This is a genomic window from Labrenzia sp. THAF187b (assembly GCF_009363375.1).
In the GTDB taxonomy this organism is placed as follows: domain Bacteria; phylum Pseudomonadota; class Alphaproteobacteria; order Rhizobiales; family Stappiaceae; genus Roseibium; species Roseibium algicola.
The window spans coordinates 2,523,797-2,539,141 of record NZ_CP045344.1; the positions used below are offsets into that span (position 1 = coordinate 2,523,797).

Below are 15,345 nucleotides of genomic sequence, written 5' to 3' on the forward strand. Positions count from 1 at the left end.
GGCGACTGCAAGCCGGATCATCTCGACTTGCAGGGCGCTGGCTCCAGGCCCCGCCAGGTGTTGGGAGGACGCATGGAATATTTAACCGACATGGCCGCAAAACGGGCTGAGCTCACGCCCGGGGCGACAGCCTTTGTCGATCATGAAAGCGGCAGATCTTTCAGTTTCTGCGAGATCAACGAACGCGCCACCCGATTGGGCAACCTTCTGCTCGGTCGCGGTCTTGCCAAGGGCGACCGCATGGCGGTGCTCTGCCATAACCACCCGGATTTCTTCGTGCTGCTGTTTGCGGCTCAGAAAACCGGCGTCCTGCTTGTGCCTCTCAACTGGCGACAGCCGGTTGCCGAGCTGCAGCCCATATTGGCGACCTCCGGTGCGAAGCTGCTGTTTCATGATCTTGCGTTTGTCGAGATTGCCGAAGAACTTGCCGCCGCAACCGGCCTGTCGCTTCTGCCGCTGGGCGCCGAGGGCCGGGGTGGCAGCGCTCTTGATCGTCTTCTGACGGGGGCAAGTCCTGCAGCGATCGGCTGCGGCAAGGTCAAGGCTTCAGCCCCCTGGTATCTGCTTTACACCTCCGGAACGACGGGCCTGCCCAAGGCGGTCATCCAGACGGCGGGCATGGCCTATGCCAACATGATCAACTACTGCCAGGCCACGGGTCTTTCGATCGGCGAAAAGGGCGTCAATTTCCTGCCGCTCTTCCATACGGCGGGGATCAACCTGCCGACGCTGCCGATCTTCCTGAACGGCGGCATGTCGACAGTCTTGCGCAAGTTCGATCCGGAGACGGTGCTTGATCTCGTTTCCGCCGGAAACGTCACCTGTTTCTTCGGTGTTCCGGCGATCTATCAGGCGCTGGCCCTGTCACCCAGGATCGGCAAGACGAACTTTTCAAGGGTCCGGTCCCTGGGGTGCGGTGGTGCGCCGGTGCCGAAACACCTGTTGTCGGAGTTTCAGGAGCGGGGTGTCACCATCTGCAACGGCATGGGCATGACCGAGACCGGGCCAACCGTGTTCCTGATGGACAAGGGCCATGCGCCCGCCAAGATCGGTTCAGTCGGAAAACCGCAGATCATGACGGATGTTCGCCTGGTCGACGGCGATGGCGGTATCGTCGAAGGGCCGGGGGAGGGGGAAGTCCAGTTTCGCGGGCCGAACATCACGCCGGGCTACATGGACAACAAGGAAGCGACGGTTGCCACCTTCACTGTCGACGGCTGGCTGAAATCCGGTGATATCGGGCGCCGCGACGAGGACGGCTACTACTACATCGTCGACCGGATCAAGGACATGTACATCTCGGGTGGTGAGAACGTCTATCCGGCCGAAGTCGAGAAGGTTCTGGTTGGTCATCCGGCCGTTCTGGAGGCCGTGGTGATTGGCGTGCCTGATGCTAAGTGGGGCGAGGTCGGTGCAGCCTTCCTGATTGTGCGTCCTGGCGAAGACCTCGACACGACGACGTTGGTCGACTGGTGCCGCAAGCAGCTTGCGCCCTACAAGGTGCCGAAGAGCTTTACCGTCGTTGACGACCTGCCGCGCACCGCGGCGGGCAAGGTGCGCAAGAACATTCTGAAAGACGACTTCCTTGCCGACAATTCCCTGGAGAAAGCATAACCGATGAGCCTGACCGCTGACGCGCAGCACAGCGCAACGTTTAGCTGGATCCCCCGTCAGGAGGATTTCGATGCCTTTGCCGATCTGTCCGGTGACGACAACCCGATCCACGTCGATCCCGAATTTTCGGCTCGCACACGGTTCGGACGGACGGTTTCCCACGGAATGCTGCTTTATACGCGGGTCTTTGCACATCTGGAGGCCCTCCATCCGGGGCGAAGCCATGTGGTGCAGACTTTGATGTTTCCCAATCCGGCCTATGCGGATGAGGAACTGACGTTTTCGTTCACGCCGAGCGAGGATGATGGGGACCTGATCCTGATCGAGGTTGCCCGTGCGGCGGACGGGGCCGTGACCTTGTCCGGTTCCTGCAAACTGGGGGGGCGGACATGAGCCTGGAAGTCGGAGCGCGCGCGGAAGTCAAACGCAGCTACACAGAAGACGACATGCGTGGTTTCGCGCAGCTTGCCGGAAACGGTACGGAAGTACCGGTGTCTGTTCCGGGACCACTGATCGGCGGGCTCTTTTCCTATCTGCTGGGCGTCAAGCTGCCGGGGAGTGGAACCAACTACCTGAAGCAGAGCCTGGAGTTTCTGGCGCCCGCCTCGGTCGGGGAGACGCTGACGGCCTCAGTGACCATCACGCGCCTGCGACCGGAAAAACACCTGGTCGATCTGGAAACGGTCTGTGAAGCCGAGGACGGCACCCGCATCTGTCAGGGCCGGGCGCTGGTCTATGTCGAGGATGTCGGCAAGGACTGAGCCGTTGTGTCAGGTTTTCAACTGCCGCGCGGCGTTAGGCTAACCGGGTGCGCATTCGGGGGCCTTTTACTCACCCTCGATGATCCGGACCTTGGATGGCCAGAAGGCGTAATGCCCGGCAAGTTTCTCCGCCATCGGCACCGGAGATCTGTAGACCCAGCCGATCTCCTCGCCGTCGTGGGAAATGTAGCTGGCGTCGCCCTTGATGGGGCAATGGGTAGACTTGTCGACATACCCGAAGCGGGTCTTGAGATCGGCTTCCGGCACGTAGATCACGGGGTCATAAAAAGACTTGCCGATTTCAAGAACGCGAACCGCATTGATGCTGTCCGCCAGCAGGGCTGCGCCCTGATAGATGCGAATACGCCGGGGCACGTCCTTGATCACCATCAGGTGGTCGGGGTTTTCCGGGTTGCGGATCGCCGTATCGAAGGCGGGCATTGTCTGCGCAGTCATGAGGTCCTCCGTGGAATTGGCCCTCATGTGTGGATGGTGACGGTGAAACGCAAAACAATTCTATGCTGCAGGGCACACGGTTTCGCTGGGTTTTGGGCGTTCGCAGGTTGAAGGTCATCGTTTCGGCCTTGATAATTCCTGCAGTTCTGCGCTCAAACAGGAGAACATGAATTTAGGAAGAAGTGGTGCCATGGCCGAAAGCGTTCAGGATTTTTTGAAACGGCTGTTCCTGCGGGCCGTCGAAGTGGCGGACCCGATGCAGAGCCTTGGTGCGTTTCTGCCGGAGAAACCAGCGGGCCGCGTCGTAGTGATCGGCGCAGGCAAGGCCTCCGCCCGAATGGCGGAAGCGGTCGAAAAGATCTGGGGGCCGTACGAAGGCCTGGTGATCACGCGCTATGGCTACGCGCGGCCGTGCGAAGGGATCGAGATCGTGGAGGCCGCGCATCCGGTGCCGGATGAAATGGGGTTTGTCGCGACCAAACGCATGATCGACTTTGTTTCCGGCCTGGGTGAGAACGACTACGTGCTGGCGCTCATGTCCGGTGGTGCCTCGGCCTTGCTGATTGCGCCCGCCGGAGAAATCTCGCTGGCCGAAAAGCAGGCGGTCAACCAGGCGCTTCTGGCCTCCGGTGCGCCAATCGGCCAGATGAACGTCGTGCGGAAACATCTGAGCCGGGTGAAAGGCGGGCAATTGGCAGCCGCTGCCTATCCTGCAAAGATGCTGGCTCTGCTCATTTCGGATGTTCCTGGTGACAATCCTGCTGAAATCGGGTCCGGTCCGACTGTTGGCGATACCAGCACGACGGCCGATGCCAAGGCGATCCTGGAGCAGTGGAAGATCGAAGTGCCGGCTTCGGTGCAACAGGTTCTCGCCGCCGGAAGCGGTGTGTTGAAGCCCGATGACGAAAAGCTCGGCCGCGTATCGAATGTCATCTTCGCAGCTCCCTCCCAGTCGCTGGAAGCTGCCCGAAACCTTGCTGAAGCAGAAGGCTGTGATGTCGAGATCCTGGGTGATGCCCTGGAAGGCGAAGCGCGGGAAGTGGCGCGTGCCCATGCAGAGCTTGCCCTCAGCCGCCAGAGCGAGCGCCCCGAAGGCAGCCGGCCCTTGCTGCTCCTGTCCGGCGGTGAGCTGACGGTGACCCGACGCGGCGAAGGCATTGGCGGACCGAACGCCGAATACGCCCTGGCTCTTGCCTTTGCCTTGCGCGGGGCTCCGGGTATCCACGCGATCGCTTGCGACACGGACGGTGTCGACGGGGCGGCAGAAGTGGCGGGTGCCGTCATTGGCCCGGATACGCTGGCGAGGGCGGACAAGGCGGGTGCCGATGTGGAAGAGGCACTTCTTACCAATGACGCTCACCGCTTTTTCGACACGATCGGAGATCAGGTTGTCACCGGGCCGACACTGACGAATGTCAATGATTTCCGTGCCATATGGATCGGATAGCGCATTGGCCGGGACGAATGCCCGCAAATCCTTTACCCGGCAAATGGTGCCGGAATTCCCAAGGGACCGGACTTGACTGAAATCAACATCACCCGTGTGGCGCGCCTGCCGGATCCGTTTCGGATCGAACGGTTTCTGTCCAATCCGAAGCTTGGCCCAAGGACGTTGTTCTTCAGCGGTGGATCGGCACTCAACGGTGTCGCCCAGTGCCTGAAGCGCTACACGCATAATTCCATCCACCTGGTGACACCGTTCGATTCCGGCGGCAGCTCGCAAGGGCTCAGGATTGCCTTCAACATGCCGGCCATCGGTGATCTCAGAAGCCGGTTGATGGCACTCGCCGACGAGACGGTGCTTGGCCATCCGGACGTTTTTCGCCTGTTCACACATCGGTTTTCGAAAACAGCCTCGCAAGTGGATCTGGCCGCCGAGCTGGAAAGCATGATCGCCGGAACGCATCCGCTTGTGGAGGCGATAGAGCAGCCGATGCGCACGCTCATCCAGAATCAGCTGGGCATGTTTCACGCCGCACGCCCGATAGATTTCGACCTGCGCGGCGCCAGCATCGGCAACCTGATCCTGGCCGGTGGTTACCTCAACCAGAACCAGCAACTTGAGCCGATCATCTTTCTGGTGGCCAAGCTGGTGGGTGTTCAGGGCACCGTCCGGGCCGTTGCCGACGACAACCTGCACCTGGGGGCAGACCTTGAGGATGGCGAGGTTGTCATCGGCCAGCATCTTCTGACCGGCAAGGAGCATCCACCCCTGGTTTCTCCGATCAGGAACCTGTTCCTCAATCGGGGGCTGACCGGCAAAGAACCTGCGGAAGCAGCGTTTCCGGACCGCAACCGGAGCCTCATCCAGTCTGCTGACCTCATCTGTTATGCGCCGGGCAGTTTCTATACCAGCCTGATCGCAAATCTTCTGCCGAAAGGCGTTGGAAAAGCCATTGCCGCGCGCACCGTTCCGAAGGTCTATGTGCCCGGAACGGGGCAGGATCCGGAAACCGGCACGATGAGTGTTGCCGACAAGGTGCAGACCCTGCTTGCCTACTTGCGGCGGGACGCAGGCAGCGATTGCCCGGTCGACCGTCTGCTCAACTTCGTGATCGTCGATCAAGCGGTTCCGGAGAAGGAAACGGAAGGGCTGCAGGCGCTCGGGCTTTCCGTGCTTCGGCTCGATCTCGTCAGCAAGGCGTCCGCACCCTATTATGCCCCTGTGCCGCTTTGCGAAACTCTGGTCTCGCTGACGTAAGCACCACCGAACATTCAGGACAAGGCCATGAAACGTACGAAGCTTCTAAACCGGCATCTCAGCAAACTGGTAGCCTCGCTCGGCCATATGGACGAGATCGTCCTTGCCGATGCGGGCCTGCCGGTTCCTGCCAATGTCGGTGTGATCGACCTGGCAGTCAGCCCCGGTATTCCGGCCTTCTTCGATGTTCTGGAAGCGCTGGCCGATGAAATGATCATCGAGCAGGCGGTCTTTGCAGACGAGGCATCGGAAGATCTCGTCACGCAGATCGAGGTCCGACTGGCCCATTGGGCGGCGGACACCAGCAAGCCGATCGAACATGTCCGCATGTCCCACGAGGACTTCAAGGAGCGTTGCTCGAAGGCACGTGCGGTCATTCGCACCGGTGAGTGCACGCCTTATGCAAATCTGATTCTCGTCTCCGGCGTACCGTTCTGACAATCGCCGCAGACGGTGTCTGCAAGGCCTGTCTCGACAGCCATCGATGAGAACTGACCGATGCGAAGGGGGGAGCGGAAATGCTCCTCCCATTTTTGTTTTCCGAAACGTTGCGGCAGCATGTTTCGTTGCAACGTCAGTTGCTTCCCGCTCTGCAAAAAATAAAAATTCGATCTCCAAAACCGATTTTGTTGACTTACAAAATCGGTTTTGTAAAAATTTTCCTCAATAAAACAAACTGTTGCCTTTTGAGGCTGCAGGCCGGGAATCGAGCCCTTCGGGCTCGCAGGGAGGATCGATGTCGCGACTTCGCGATTCCGTCACCATTGATGACGTGGCGCGCCATGTGGGCGTTGCGAAAGGAACCGTGTCGCGGGTCCTCAACAATTACACCGATATTTCCGAAGCCACCCGCAAACGTATCCTCAAGGCTGTTCAGGATCTGGGCTATCAGCCGTCGGCCACCGCGCGTAATCTGAAGCGCGGACGTCAGGACACGCTCGGCATCGTCATCCCCGTGGGTCACGGCAGTGGAGCGGATCCGTTCCTGTCCGAATTCATCGACGGCATCGCAAGAGCTCTCGACGAACTGGGGCTGGACCTTCTGGTGACCACTGCCCATTCACGCGAACACATGATCGAGACCGTGAAGCGGCTGATCGCCCGGCGCAAGGTGGACGGTTTCATCGTCACCCGAACGGAAGTGGACGATCCGCGCATCGCCTATCTGCGGGAACAGAATTTTCCATTTGTCGCCCACGGCCGCACGCGCGATCCGGCAGGCTATGCCTGGTTCGATATCGATAACGAGGCGGCCTTTGCTGACGGCGTTCGCCACCTCTACAGCCTCGGACACGAGCGGATCGGGTTCATCGGCGGTCCGATGGAACTCAACTTCGCGCTTCAGCGCCGCAACGGGTACAGGCAGGGTCTGGAGGCCCTGGGCCTTGTACATGATCCGGCATTGGAAAATCTTCAGCCGCTCAGCGAAAAAGGCGGCTTTGCAGGCGCCGAGGCGCTGTTGTCGCTGGAGGCGCCGCCGACCGCACTTCTGTGCGTGACTGATGCCCTTGCCATCGGCGCGGTGCAGTACTGCCGCAAGTTCGGTCTGAAGGTCGGCTCCGACGTTACCGTTGTCGGCTATGACGGCCTGCCGGTGGGCGAATACCTGGACCCGCCGCTGACGACCTTTTCGCAAAGCGCCCAGGAAGCAGGCGGCAGGGTTGCCCGCATGCTGATCGATGTTCTGGACGGCAAGAACCCCACGGATCTGCAGGCCCTTGCCAAGGCAAACCTGATCCGGCGCGCCTCGGATGGCGCTCCGGCAAATTCATCGGAGGCGCTTGCAAGCGCGCTCCGCGACCGGCTGAACCAACAGCCAAATTCCGGCAGGAAGGGAGAGTAATATGTTTGGGAGGACAACATTCCTGGCCTCGACCATCGCGGGCGTTCTGACGCTCGGTCTGACGGCCGCACAGGCCGAGACGTTGCGGTTCTGGACGACTGAAGAACAACCGGAACGCCTGGCCAAGCAGGAAGAAATGGCCGCCGCGTTCAAGGACAAGACAGGCATCGAGGTGGACGTCATTCCGGTGACGGAATCCGATCTCGGCACGCGTGCCACGGCCGCATTTGCCGCCGGCGATCTGCCGGATGTCATCTATCACACACTGCAATACGCGCTGCCCTGGGCCGAAGCAGGCATCCTGGATACGGAAGCTGCAACCGAAGTGTTTGAAAAACTGGGTGCCGGCACATTCGCGCCGGGTGCGGTTGCCATGGCTGCCGTTGAAGACGGTGTCGCCTCCGTGCCTGTGGACGGCTGGACCCAGATGGTTATCTACCGCAAGGACCTCTTTGAGGAAAACGGCCTTGCTGCCCCCGATAGCTATGAAGACATTCTGGCAGCCGTCGAAAAACTGCATAACCCGCCCGAGATGTTCGGTTTCGTCGCCGCGACCAAGGTGGACGAGAACTTCATGAGCCAGGTGCTGGAGCATGTGCTTCTGGCCAATGGTGTCAGCCCCGTCGGTGACGACGGTTTCAAGCCGCTGGACGAGAAGAAGACTGTCGAAGCACTGGAGTTCTACAAGGCCATCGCCAAGGCATCGCCTCCCGGAGACCTCTTCTGGAAGCAGTCGCGCGAACTTTATTTTGCCGGCAAAGCAGCCATGATTATCTGGTCGCCGTTCATCCTGGATGAGCTTGCCGGCCTGCGGGACAGCGCTCCGCCGACCATCACAGACGATCCGACCTCCACGGAACTTGCTTCCAAGACCGGTGTTGTCACCACCTTGAGCGGCCCGTCCAATCCTGATGGGGCAGCCTGGGCCGACATCCGTTACTTCGGCATCACCAACGATGCGGACACGGAAGCGGCGATGCAGTTCGTCGAGTTCTCCATGGATGACGGCTACCTGTCGACCCTGTCGATCGCGCCGGAAGGCAAGTTCCCGATCCGTCGTGGTTCAGCCGACAACGCGACCGAATTCGTCGATGGCTGGGCAAAGCTCCCGGTGGGCGTTGACCGCAAGGCGCCGCTGACCGATCTCTACGATGCCGATACCATCAAGACCATCGTCTCAGGTCTCGACACCGCCAGCCGCTGGGGCGTCAAGGAAGGCCAGCTCTCGCTTGCCTCCAAGATGATCAACAGCCAGGTGATGAACCGTCTGGTGCGTGAATACATCGACGACGAACGCGATGCTGCGGCAACCGTCGCCAAGCTCAACGAGGAACTGGCCAAGATCCAGTAACGCCTTTCCACCCCTCAAGACCCCACGAGGGGGCGGGAAAGCCCGCACATAACGGCCCGGACCGGGCGTCTATCGGATGCCCGGTCCTTCCCAATCTCCTGCCGCTGCATTGCCGGCAGCCGAGATGGGCTCCAGACAGTTGCCGATTGGGACTTGTCGGTCGCCAACGGCAGAACGGGATCTAGACCCCGGGCGGAAACATGAACACCAAAACCGAAGCTGACGCTTCCTCAGGGCCGCCGAAAGGCATCGGTCCGATGCAGCGGCGTGAAATGTGGCTGGCGTATCTGATGCTGGCGCCGACATTTGCCATCATCCTGATGATTGTTGCCGGACCGCTGCTTGCCAATTTCTGGATCAGTGTGAAGCCGGTTCAGCTTGCCGACCTGCGGCCGCCGACCGTGCTCGTCAACGAACGGGTTCGTGGCCGGCCAAAAGCAGCAGGCGACGAGGCCCGGCTGGAATACCGGTTGCGCAATTCGTCCCAGGACGAGGAAGTCCGCAACGTGACGCTGAGCGATGTGGTGCCCGATGGCTTCACGGTGACTTCGCATTCCGAAAACTGCTCGCTCAATGGCGTCGCGCTGACGTGCGATCTCGGAACCGTAGCGCCTGGCTGGCGCGGCGACGTCGAACTGGTCGGAACTGTGTCGCAAGCGTTTCTGGATGCAAACCGTCCCGAACGGGCGAGCGAGCCTGTTATTTCGGGCGAAGCCAATAATGTGCTGACCAACTTCGAATTCACGTTCGAGAACTTCAGCCGGATCTTCAGCGCGGACGAGTTCTGGTCAGTGCTGCGCATTACGTTCTACTACACGATCTTCGGGACTGGCGGCGCGTTGGTGCTGGGTCTCTTTGCGGCGCAGCTCCTGAACACGACCTTCCCCGGTCGCGGTGTCCTGCGGGGCCTGTTCCTGTTTCCCTACGTCTCGCCGGTGATCGCGGTTGCCTTTACCTGGGTCGTTCTGTTCGACCCGTTTTCCGGCACGCTCAATGCCCTTTTGACCAAAATGGGCGTTGTCGCCGATCCGATCAATTTCTTCGGCCAGAGGGCGATCGAGTTTTCCGTTCTCGGCATTCCGATGGAATTTCCCCTGGCGCTGACGACGGTGATTGCCTTCGAGGCCTGGCGTTACTTCCCGCTGTCTTTCCTGTTCATCCTGGCGCGCATGCAGTCGATCAACACGGACATGTATGAAGCTGCCGAAATGGACGGGGCAACGCCGCTGCAACAGTTCTGGTACCTGTCGCTGCCGCAACTGATGGGGATCCTCTCGGTCCTGTTCCTGCTGCGCTTCATCTGGACCTTCAACAAGTTCGACGACATCTTCCTTCTGACCGGCGGCAACGCGGGCACGCGTACGCTGACCGTCGATGTCTATGAGCAGGGATTTGCCCTGTCCAATCTCGGCGCCGGTGCGGCCGTTGCCGTGGTCGTCTTTGTCGTCCTTGTCACCTTCGCCACTTTGTTCATCCGCTTTTCGCCGAAGGAGGAAGGGCTATGAGACCCGGCAGTATCGTTCTCGCGGCGCTGACCGGCCTGATCTGGGGCGTCACTGCCATGGTGGTTATCGGTGTCACGCTGACACTGGTGACCGGCGATGTGGCGCAGCCGCAGGCAACGGCGGCAGGTCTTGCAGGGCTTGTCAGTGCTCTGGTTCTGGTCTGGAGGCAGTCGACCGGGGGCGCTGGAGCGATGGCGGACAGGGGGCTGTCTGCAGCCGTCCTGTTCGTCGTCCTGATGGTGGCTTCCTTCGCGGCTCCCTTCGGTCTGTCGCTTGGTCAGCACACGCTGTGGCAGGGACTTGGTCTGGTGATGTTTGTCGCCGGTGTTACCGGTGCCAATGCGATCTGCCTCGGTGGGGCCCGGCTTGGTGCAATGTCGCGCTACGAGCGTGAGGTCGTCTATATTCGCATCGCGAAGGGCGTCGGCTTCGTCGTCTTCTCGATCATTGTCGCCTTGCCGTTCTACGTCATGATCATGACCTCGCTCAAAAGTCAGCAGGCGCTGCTGGCCAATCCGCTGGACCTGTCGATCGACGTCAGTCAGGGTATCAGCGGGCTGTTCCGGTCCTATGTCGAGCTTTTCACCCAGTTCAACTTCGGCCGTTACCTGATGGTGTCCGCCTTCGTGTCGGTGGCAACCGTCGTGCTGACGCTGCTGTTCTCGGTGCCGGGCGCCTATGCCGTGTCGCGGCTGCGGTTTCCGGGGCAGGCATTCCTGGCCCGCTCGGTGTTGCTCATCTACATGGTGCCGGCGATCGTGTTGGTGATCCCGCTCTATGCGGTGTTCTCGCAGCTTGGCCTGCGCAACACGCTCACCGGCCTGCTGATCGTCTATCCGGCAACCACCATCCCGGTCGCGCTCTACATGTTGCAGGGGTACTTTCGCGGTCTGCCGTCGGAGCTGGAGGAAGCCGGACTGATGGACGGGCTGTCGCGCATCGGCGTGATCCTGAAGATCACCCTGCCACTGTCCCTTCCGGCGCTGGCCTCCGTCTCGCTTTACGTCTTCATGATCGCCTGGAACGAGTTCCTGTTCGCGTTCATGTTCCTGGACGATCCGGACATCTTCACGCTGTCGCGCGGAGTGGTGTCCCTCAATTCCTCCGAGGTGCCGCGTCAGCACCTCATGGCGGGCGCGGTAATTGCGACCGTGCCCGTCCTTTTCATTTTCCTGTGGTTCGAACGTTTCCTTGTCCAGGGCCTGACGGCCGGCAGCGTCAAGGGTTGAACGATCAAGAGAAGGGGCTCTGAAGAGCCCGAGGGAGTACGCTGTGGCACACGCAGATCTAGACCAGGCGGCAAAGGCCATCCTGACCGAAAACGACCAGGGCGGGTACACGATCCCGACGAAGGGTCTTTATCCGTACCAGTGGAACTGGGATTCCGTCTTTGTCGCCCTGGGGTTTGCGGAATTCGACCAGGACCGGGCCTGGCAGGAAATCGAGATGCTGTTCCAGGGCCAGTGGCGCGACGGAATGGTGCCGCACATCCTGTTTCGCAAGGACGATCCGAGCTATTTCCCCGGACCGGGCGTATGGGGAACCGACGGCGGTCCGATCCCGAGTTCCGGCCATTCCCAGCCGCCGGTGGCCGCGTCCGTCGTCCATAGCCTGGTGGAGGCTGACCGGACCGGCAAGGCGCTGGAGCGGGCGAAGGCCTTGTTGCCGAAACTGATGGCCTGGCATCGCTGGTATCTTGCCTATCGTGACCCGAAAAACCTTGGTGTCATTGCCGTCATTCACCCCTGGGAATCCGGTCGGGACAACCTGCCGGACTGGGACGAGGCGCTGCGGGCGGTCGAGGTCAAGGACATTGGTCCCTATGAGCGGAAGGACACCTCTCATGTCGATCCGGCCATGCGACCGCACAAGGAGGACTACGACCGCTATCTCAGCATTGTCGCTGCTTGCCGCAAGGTAGGCTGGAATCCGGAAAAAGTCGCCGAAACCTGCCCGTTCTTCGTTGCCGACCCGGGCGTTACCTTCATCTTCCTGCGCGCCAACCGGGATCTTCTCGCACTGGCCGAAAAACTCGGCATGAGTGCGGAAGCCGACGAGATCCAAGGGTGGATCGCGACGATGGAAAAAGGCAGCCGGACGCTTTGGAATGATGAGGTCAAGGCACATGTCGCTTTTGACGAGCGTCGCGGCAAGCAGACAGATGGCATCTCCAGTGCATCCTTCCTTGCGCTCTATGCAGGCCTCCATGATCCGCAGACCCTTGGTGCGCTTCAGGGACATTTCGACAGGATCGCGGCGCGGGTCGAATACCTGATGCCGTCCTATGATCCCGATCACCGCAGTTACGAGCCCTTGCGGTATTGGCGCGGACCGGTGTGGGCGATGATCAATTACATGATCGCGAAGGGCTTTGCCGAATCAGGCGATGCCGCCCGGGCCGAACGACTGCGCGCCGACACCGCGCGGCTGATCGAAACCGGAGGCTTTGCGGAATATTTCAGCCCGGAAACGGGCGCAGGAGCAGGTGGCGGATCGTTCTCCTGGACGTCGGCCATCTGGCTGACCTGGGCTTCGCCTTCACACGCCGAGCAGGCAGCTTAAGGGGGACGCGATGGGAGCGATCCAGCTCAACAAGGTTGAAAAGTGGTTCGGCAACCTGCAGGTCATCAAGGGCATCGACCTCGACATCAAGGATGGCGAATTCGTCATCTTTGTCGGACCGTCCGGCTGCGGGAAGTCGACACTGTTGCGTCTGATCTCAGGGCTTGAGGAAACCAGCCGTGGTGCTATCGAGATCGATGGCAAGGATGTGACAGCGCTGCCGCCATCGGGGCGGGGACTGTCGATGGTCTTCCAGTCCTACGCGCTTTATCCGCATATGTCGGTGCGCGAAAACGTCGGTTTCGGTCTGAAGACCGCAGGCTTTCCCAAGGCGGAGATCGACCGCAAGGTGAATGCGGCTGCCGAAGTGCTGAAGCTGGACGAATATCTCGACCGGCGCCCCAAGGCGCTTTCGGGGGGACAGCGCCAGCGGGTGGCGATCGGCCGCGCCATCGTGCGCGAGCCAGGTGCCTTCCTGTTCGATGAACCTCTGTCGAACCTCGACGCAGCGCTCCGCGTTGAAATGCGTTTCGAGGTCGCCCGGCTCCACAAGAGCCTCGGCACCACCATGATCTACGTGACACACGATCAGGTGGAAGCCATGACGCTGGCCGACAAGATCGTGGTTTTGCAGGCCGGCAGGATCGAACAGGTCGGATCGCCGCGCGAACTTTATGAACGGCCGGACAATCTGTTCGTTGCCCAGTTCATCGGTTCGCCGAAGATGAACGTGTTGCCCTGTTCACTCGAAGAAGGACGGTTTTCGCTGCATGGGCATGGCGGCGGTCCTTATCCGTATGCCGGCAGCGGACAAACACCGGTGAAACTCGGCATCCGTCCGGAGCACATCAGCCTTGCAACGCCGGGCGAGGGGCATTGCACCGGGACGGTGGAAGTGGCCGAATATCTGGGTGCAGACACCTTCCTTTACGTGGCGCTCGACGGGCTTGAAACGATCCTGGTGCGGATCAGCGGTGCCGAAGACGTGGAGGAGGGTACTCGTGTTGGTCTGACTTTCGACGAGAGCCGCCTGCATTTCTTCGACGGCGAAGACAAGGCCATCCGCTAAGACTGTCTGTCGGAAAGAACCCGGCCTTTTCGGCAGGTTCAGTTCCGGCAGAGCACCAACACGGTGTATTGAGAAGCCTCCTCGTCGATCCTGGTCGGGCTCTTGATGTTGGTTATGGTGTTGTAGGAAGGCGCAAGGCCGAGGTCCTCCATGAACTCCGCCATCAGCTTGCCCCTGACCGCGAAATTCACGTTTTCCGGCAGGTCACCGGCCAGTTTGAGCGTCTTGAACTTGTCCAGGCGAGACACAACGGTGCCGACGACGGCTCCCGTCCTGTCCAGAACCGGGCCACCTGAATTGCCTGGCTGTACCGGTGCTGTCAGCATGAAATGGCGGCTGTCGCCCTTGACGCCTGCCAGCGACGAGATCATGCCGGGAGTGAAATTCAGGTTGTTGTCCAGGATCTGGGCAAAGGGATAGCCGATCACGAAAATCTCCTCTCCGCGAACGATCGGCTGTTTTGAGCGGAACTGCGCGACATGATCCGACTTGCCGCTGTCGAGCTGCAGGATCGCTAGGTCGTTTTCCGTGTCCGCCTTCACCAGCCGCGCAGTTCCGTGGCCCGGAATATCCAGCGAGCGGCAGTTGCCGACCACATGCGCATTGGTGCCGATATGGCCTTCGGTCGTCAGGAAATAGCCGCTGCCGGAGGAGGAGGTCTGGCGGCCGATAATATCCTTGCGTGCTCCCTTGGGAAGTGGATCGCGACTGTTGTCCTCTTCCAGAACCTGAAGGCCGGGAGCTGATGTGACCGCGTCCAGCTTCTCGTCGTCTGCTCCATCGTAAAACGTCATGCTGTTCGACATGGCAACTGCCACGCGATCCATGAAGACGGCATGGCGTGCCTGCCAGGCAAGCGAAAAACCGCGGCTGTCAGAAGAGGTTTTCATCATGCGCAGGTAGAAATCCCGTCCATCCTGCCGACCGGAGACGACGAAGTAGTCATTCCGGAACTGCTTGTGCTCCACGGTCCGCCCGTCGCTGGTATCGGTCAGGCGCTTGTAGAGCGCCGCGTAGTCGGTTTCTTCCGCCGAAACCTGCAGGGTTTCCAGTTCGATGCTGTTGTCGTAGGCCCGCCAGAGGTGCCCGCGCGGCGTCTGGGTGGACGGTTCGAAGAGCTTGCCCGGAACGCCGAGCTGCAATCCGGAAACGGCGTCCTTGTAGGTTTCAAAACCGACCCGTTCGACAAGGTCGAGACCATCGCGCTGGAGGATCTGCATCTGCTCGTCGTCGAGCACACCGTTCGGGGTGAAGTCCCGGTGCTTCTGGAAAGTTGTGAGCGCGTTATAGGTGAGCCTGCCGAAGGTTCCGTCCACCTGTGAGGCGTAGTCTCCCGTAAAGACCAGCAGGAACTGGATCCGGACCCGTTCTCGCCAGTCCCTGGCATGGAACCAGTCCTTGGACTGATCGTAACCTGCCTGCACGGTGCCGGCTGATACCAGCAAAAACACGATGGCATGAAGAAACGAACGCATAACCAGCT

14 protein-coding genes are annotated in these 15,345 nt (G+C 60.5%); 12 read left to right on the top strand and 2 right to left on the bottom strand.

Annotated elements, in window-relative coordinates:
• Window positions 1-72 precede the first annotated feature (72 nt).
• From FIV03_RS11570 to FIV03_RS11580, 3 genes are read left to right on the top strand one after another with little or no spacing between them, the layout of a single operon-like run.
• Window positions 73-1,614 (top strand): AMP-binding protein, encoded by a 1,542-nt coding sequence (locus tag FIV03_RS11570; RefSeq protein WP_152509645.1) that lies wholly within the window; start codon window positions 73-75, stop codon window positions 1,612-1,614.
• Between the two features lie 3 nt (window positions 1,615-1,617).
• Complete coding sequence (locus tag FIV03_RS11575) at window positions 1,618-2,007, top strand: MaoC/PaaZ C-terminal domain-containing protein (RefSeq protein WP_152509646.1); 390 nt, start codon at window positions 1,618-1,620, stop codon at window positions 2,005-2,007.
• A complete protein-coding gene (locus FIV03_RS11580) occupies window positions 2,004-2,375 on the top strand; it encodes a phosphate acetyltransferase (protein ID WP_152509647.1) in 372 nt (123 codons plus the stop codon). The genes FIV03_RS11575 and FIV03_RS11580 overlap by 4 nt, the downstream gene beginning before the upstream one ends.
• A gap of 66 nt (window positions 2,376-2,441) precedes the next feature.
• Here the strand turns inward: FIV03_RS11580 and FIV03_RS11585 are convergent, their stop codons facing one another.
• On the bottom strand, window positions 2,442-2,831 hold the full coding sequence (locus FIV03_RS11585; protein WP_208984244.1) for a DUF427 domain-containing protein: 390 nt from the start codon (window positions 2,829-2,831) through the stop codon (window positions 2,442-2,444).
• A 190-nt stretch (window positions 2,832-3,021) separates the two neighbouring features.
• Between FIV03_RS11585 and FIV03_RS11590 the strand changes: the two genes are divergently transcribed.
• From FIV03_RS11590 to FIV03_RS11630, 9 genes are all read left to right on the top strand, one after another.
• Window positions 3,022-4,278: a glycerate kinase gene (locus FIV03_RS11590; RefSeq protein WP_152511903.1), complete on the top strand. Its 1,257-nt coding sequence runs from the start codon at window positions 3,022-3,024 to the stop codon at window positions 4,276-4,278.
• 72 nt (window positions 4,279-4,350) lie between these two features.
• The gene (locus FIV03_RS11595) at window positions 4,351-5,532 is read left to right on the top strand and encodes a GAK system CofD-like protein (RefSeq protein ID WP_152509648.1); all 1,182 of its coding nucleotides are present in this window, start codon (window positions 4,351-4,353) and stop codon (window positions 5,530-5,532) included.
• 27 nt (window positions 5,533-5,559) lie between these two features.
• Entirely contained in the window at window positions 5,560-5,970 is a 411-nt protein-coding gene (gene rbsD, locus FIV03_RS11600; RefSeq protein ID WP_152509649.1) for a D-ribose pyranase, read from the top strand.
• A gap of 298 nt (window positions 5,971-6,268) precedes the next feature.
• Complete coding sequence (locus FIV03_RS11605; protein ID WP_152509650.1) at window positions 6,269-7,375, top strand: substrate-binding domain-containing protein; 1,107 nt, start codon at window positions 6,269-6,271, stop codon at window positions 7,373-7,375.
• A 1-nt stretch (window position 7,376) separates the two neighbouring features.
• Entirely contained in the window at window positions 7,377-8,726 is a 1,350-nt protein-coding gene (locus tag FIV03_RS11610) for an extracellular solute-binding protein (protein ID WP_075284699.1), read from the top strand.
• Between the two features lie 200 nt (window positions 8,727-8,926).
• A complete protein-coding gene (locus FIV03_RS11615) occupies window positions 8,927-10,231 on the top strand; it encodes a sugar ABC transporter permease (RefSeq protein ID WP_152509651.1) in 1,305 nt (434 codons plus the stop codon).
• Window positions 10,228-11,460 carry a carbohydrate ABC transporter permease gene (locus tag FIV03_RS11620; RefSeq protein ID WP_152509652.1) on the top strand — a complete coding sequence of 411 codons (1,233 nt, stop codon included), beginning with the start codon at window positions 10,228-10,230 and terminating at the stop codon, window positions 11,458-11,460. Before FIV03_RS11615 ends, FIV03_RS11620 begins: the two co-directional genes overlap by 4 nt.
• A gap of 43 nt (window positions 11,461-11,503) precedes the next feature.
• A complete protein-coding gene (locus FIV03_RS11625) occupies window positions 11,504-12,793 on the top strand; it encodes a trehalase family glycosidase (protein WP_152509653.1) in 1,290 nt (429 codons plus the stop codon).
• Between the two features lie 10 nt (window positions 12,794-12,803).
• Entirely contained in the window at window positions 12,804-13,862 is a 1,059-nt protein-coding gene (locus FIV03_RS11630; RefSeq protein WP_152509654.1) for an ABC transporter ATP-binding protein, read from the top strand.
• Window positions 13,863-13,900: 38 nt separating this feature from the next.
• Here FIV03_RS11630 and FIV03_RS11635 read toward each other — a convergent pair whose 3' ends face one another.
• Window positions 13,901-15,337, bottom strand: a complete 1,437-nt coding sequence (locus tag FIV03_RS11635; RefSeq protein WP_152509655.1) for a serine protease — start codon at window positions 15,335-15,337, stop codon at window positions 13,901-13,903.
• Window positions 15,338-15,345 lie beyond the last annotated feature (8 nt).

What these genes read in the sequence shown, in the direction of transcription:
- FIV03_RS11610 (WP_075284699.1), top strand. Translation starts at nt 7,377, where the DNA reads ATGTTTGGGAGGACAACATTCCTGGCCTCGACCATCGCGGGCGTTCTG.
- FIV03_RS11620 (WP_152509652.1), top strand. Translation starts at nt 10,228, where the DNA reads ATGAGACCCGGCAGTATCGTTCTCGCGGCGCTGACCGGCCTGATCTGG.
- FIV03_RS11590 (WP_152511903.1), top strand. Translation starts at nt 3,022, where the DNA reads ATGGCCGAAAGCGTTCAGGATTTTTTGAAACGGCTGTTCCTGCGGGCC.
- FIV03_RS11585 (WP_208984244.1), bottom strand. Translation starts at nt 2,831, where the DNA reads ATGACTGCGCAGACAATGCCCGCCTTCGATACGGCGATCCGCAACCCG.
- rbsD (WP_152509649.1), top strand. Translation starts at nt 5,560, where the DNA reads ATGAAACGTACGAAGCTTCTAAACCGGCATCTCAGCAAACTGGTAGCC.
- FIV03_RS11635 (WP_152509655.1), bottom strand. Translation starts at nt 15,337, where the DNA reads ATGCGTTCGTTTCTTCATGCCATCGTGTTTTTGCTGGTATCAGCCGGC.
- FIV03_RS11580 (WP_152509647.1), top strand. Translation starts at nt 2,004, where the DNA reads ATGAGCCTGGAAGTCGGAGCGCGCGCGGAAGTCAAACGCAGCTACACA.
- FIV03_RS11605 (WP_152509650.1), top strand. Translation starts at nt 6,269, where the DNA reads ATGTCGCGACTTCGCGATTCCGTCACCATTGATGACGTGGCGCGCCAT.
- FIV03_RS11615 (WP_152509651.1), top strand. Translation starts at nt 8,927, where the DNA reads ATGAACACCAAAACCGAAGCTGACGCTTCCTCAGGGCCGCCGAAAGGC.
- FIV03_RS11630 (WP_152509654.1), top strand. Translation starts at nt 12,804, where the DNA reads ATGGGAGCGATCCAGCTCAACAAGGTTGAAAAGTGGTTCGGCAACCTG.
- FIV03_RS11575 (WP_152509646.1), top strand. Translation starts at nt 1,618, where the DNA reads ATGAGCCTGACCGCTGACGCGCAGCACAGCGCAACGTTTAGCTGGATC.
- FIV03_RS11570 (WP_152509645.1), top strand. Translation starts at nt 73, where the DNA reads ATGGAATATTTAACCGACATGGCCGCAAAACGGGCTGAGCTCACGCCC.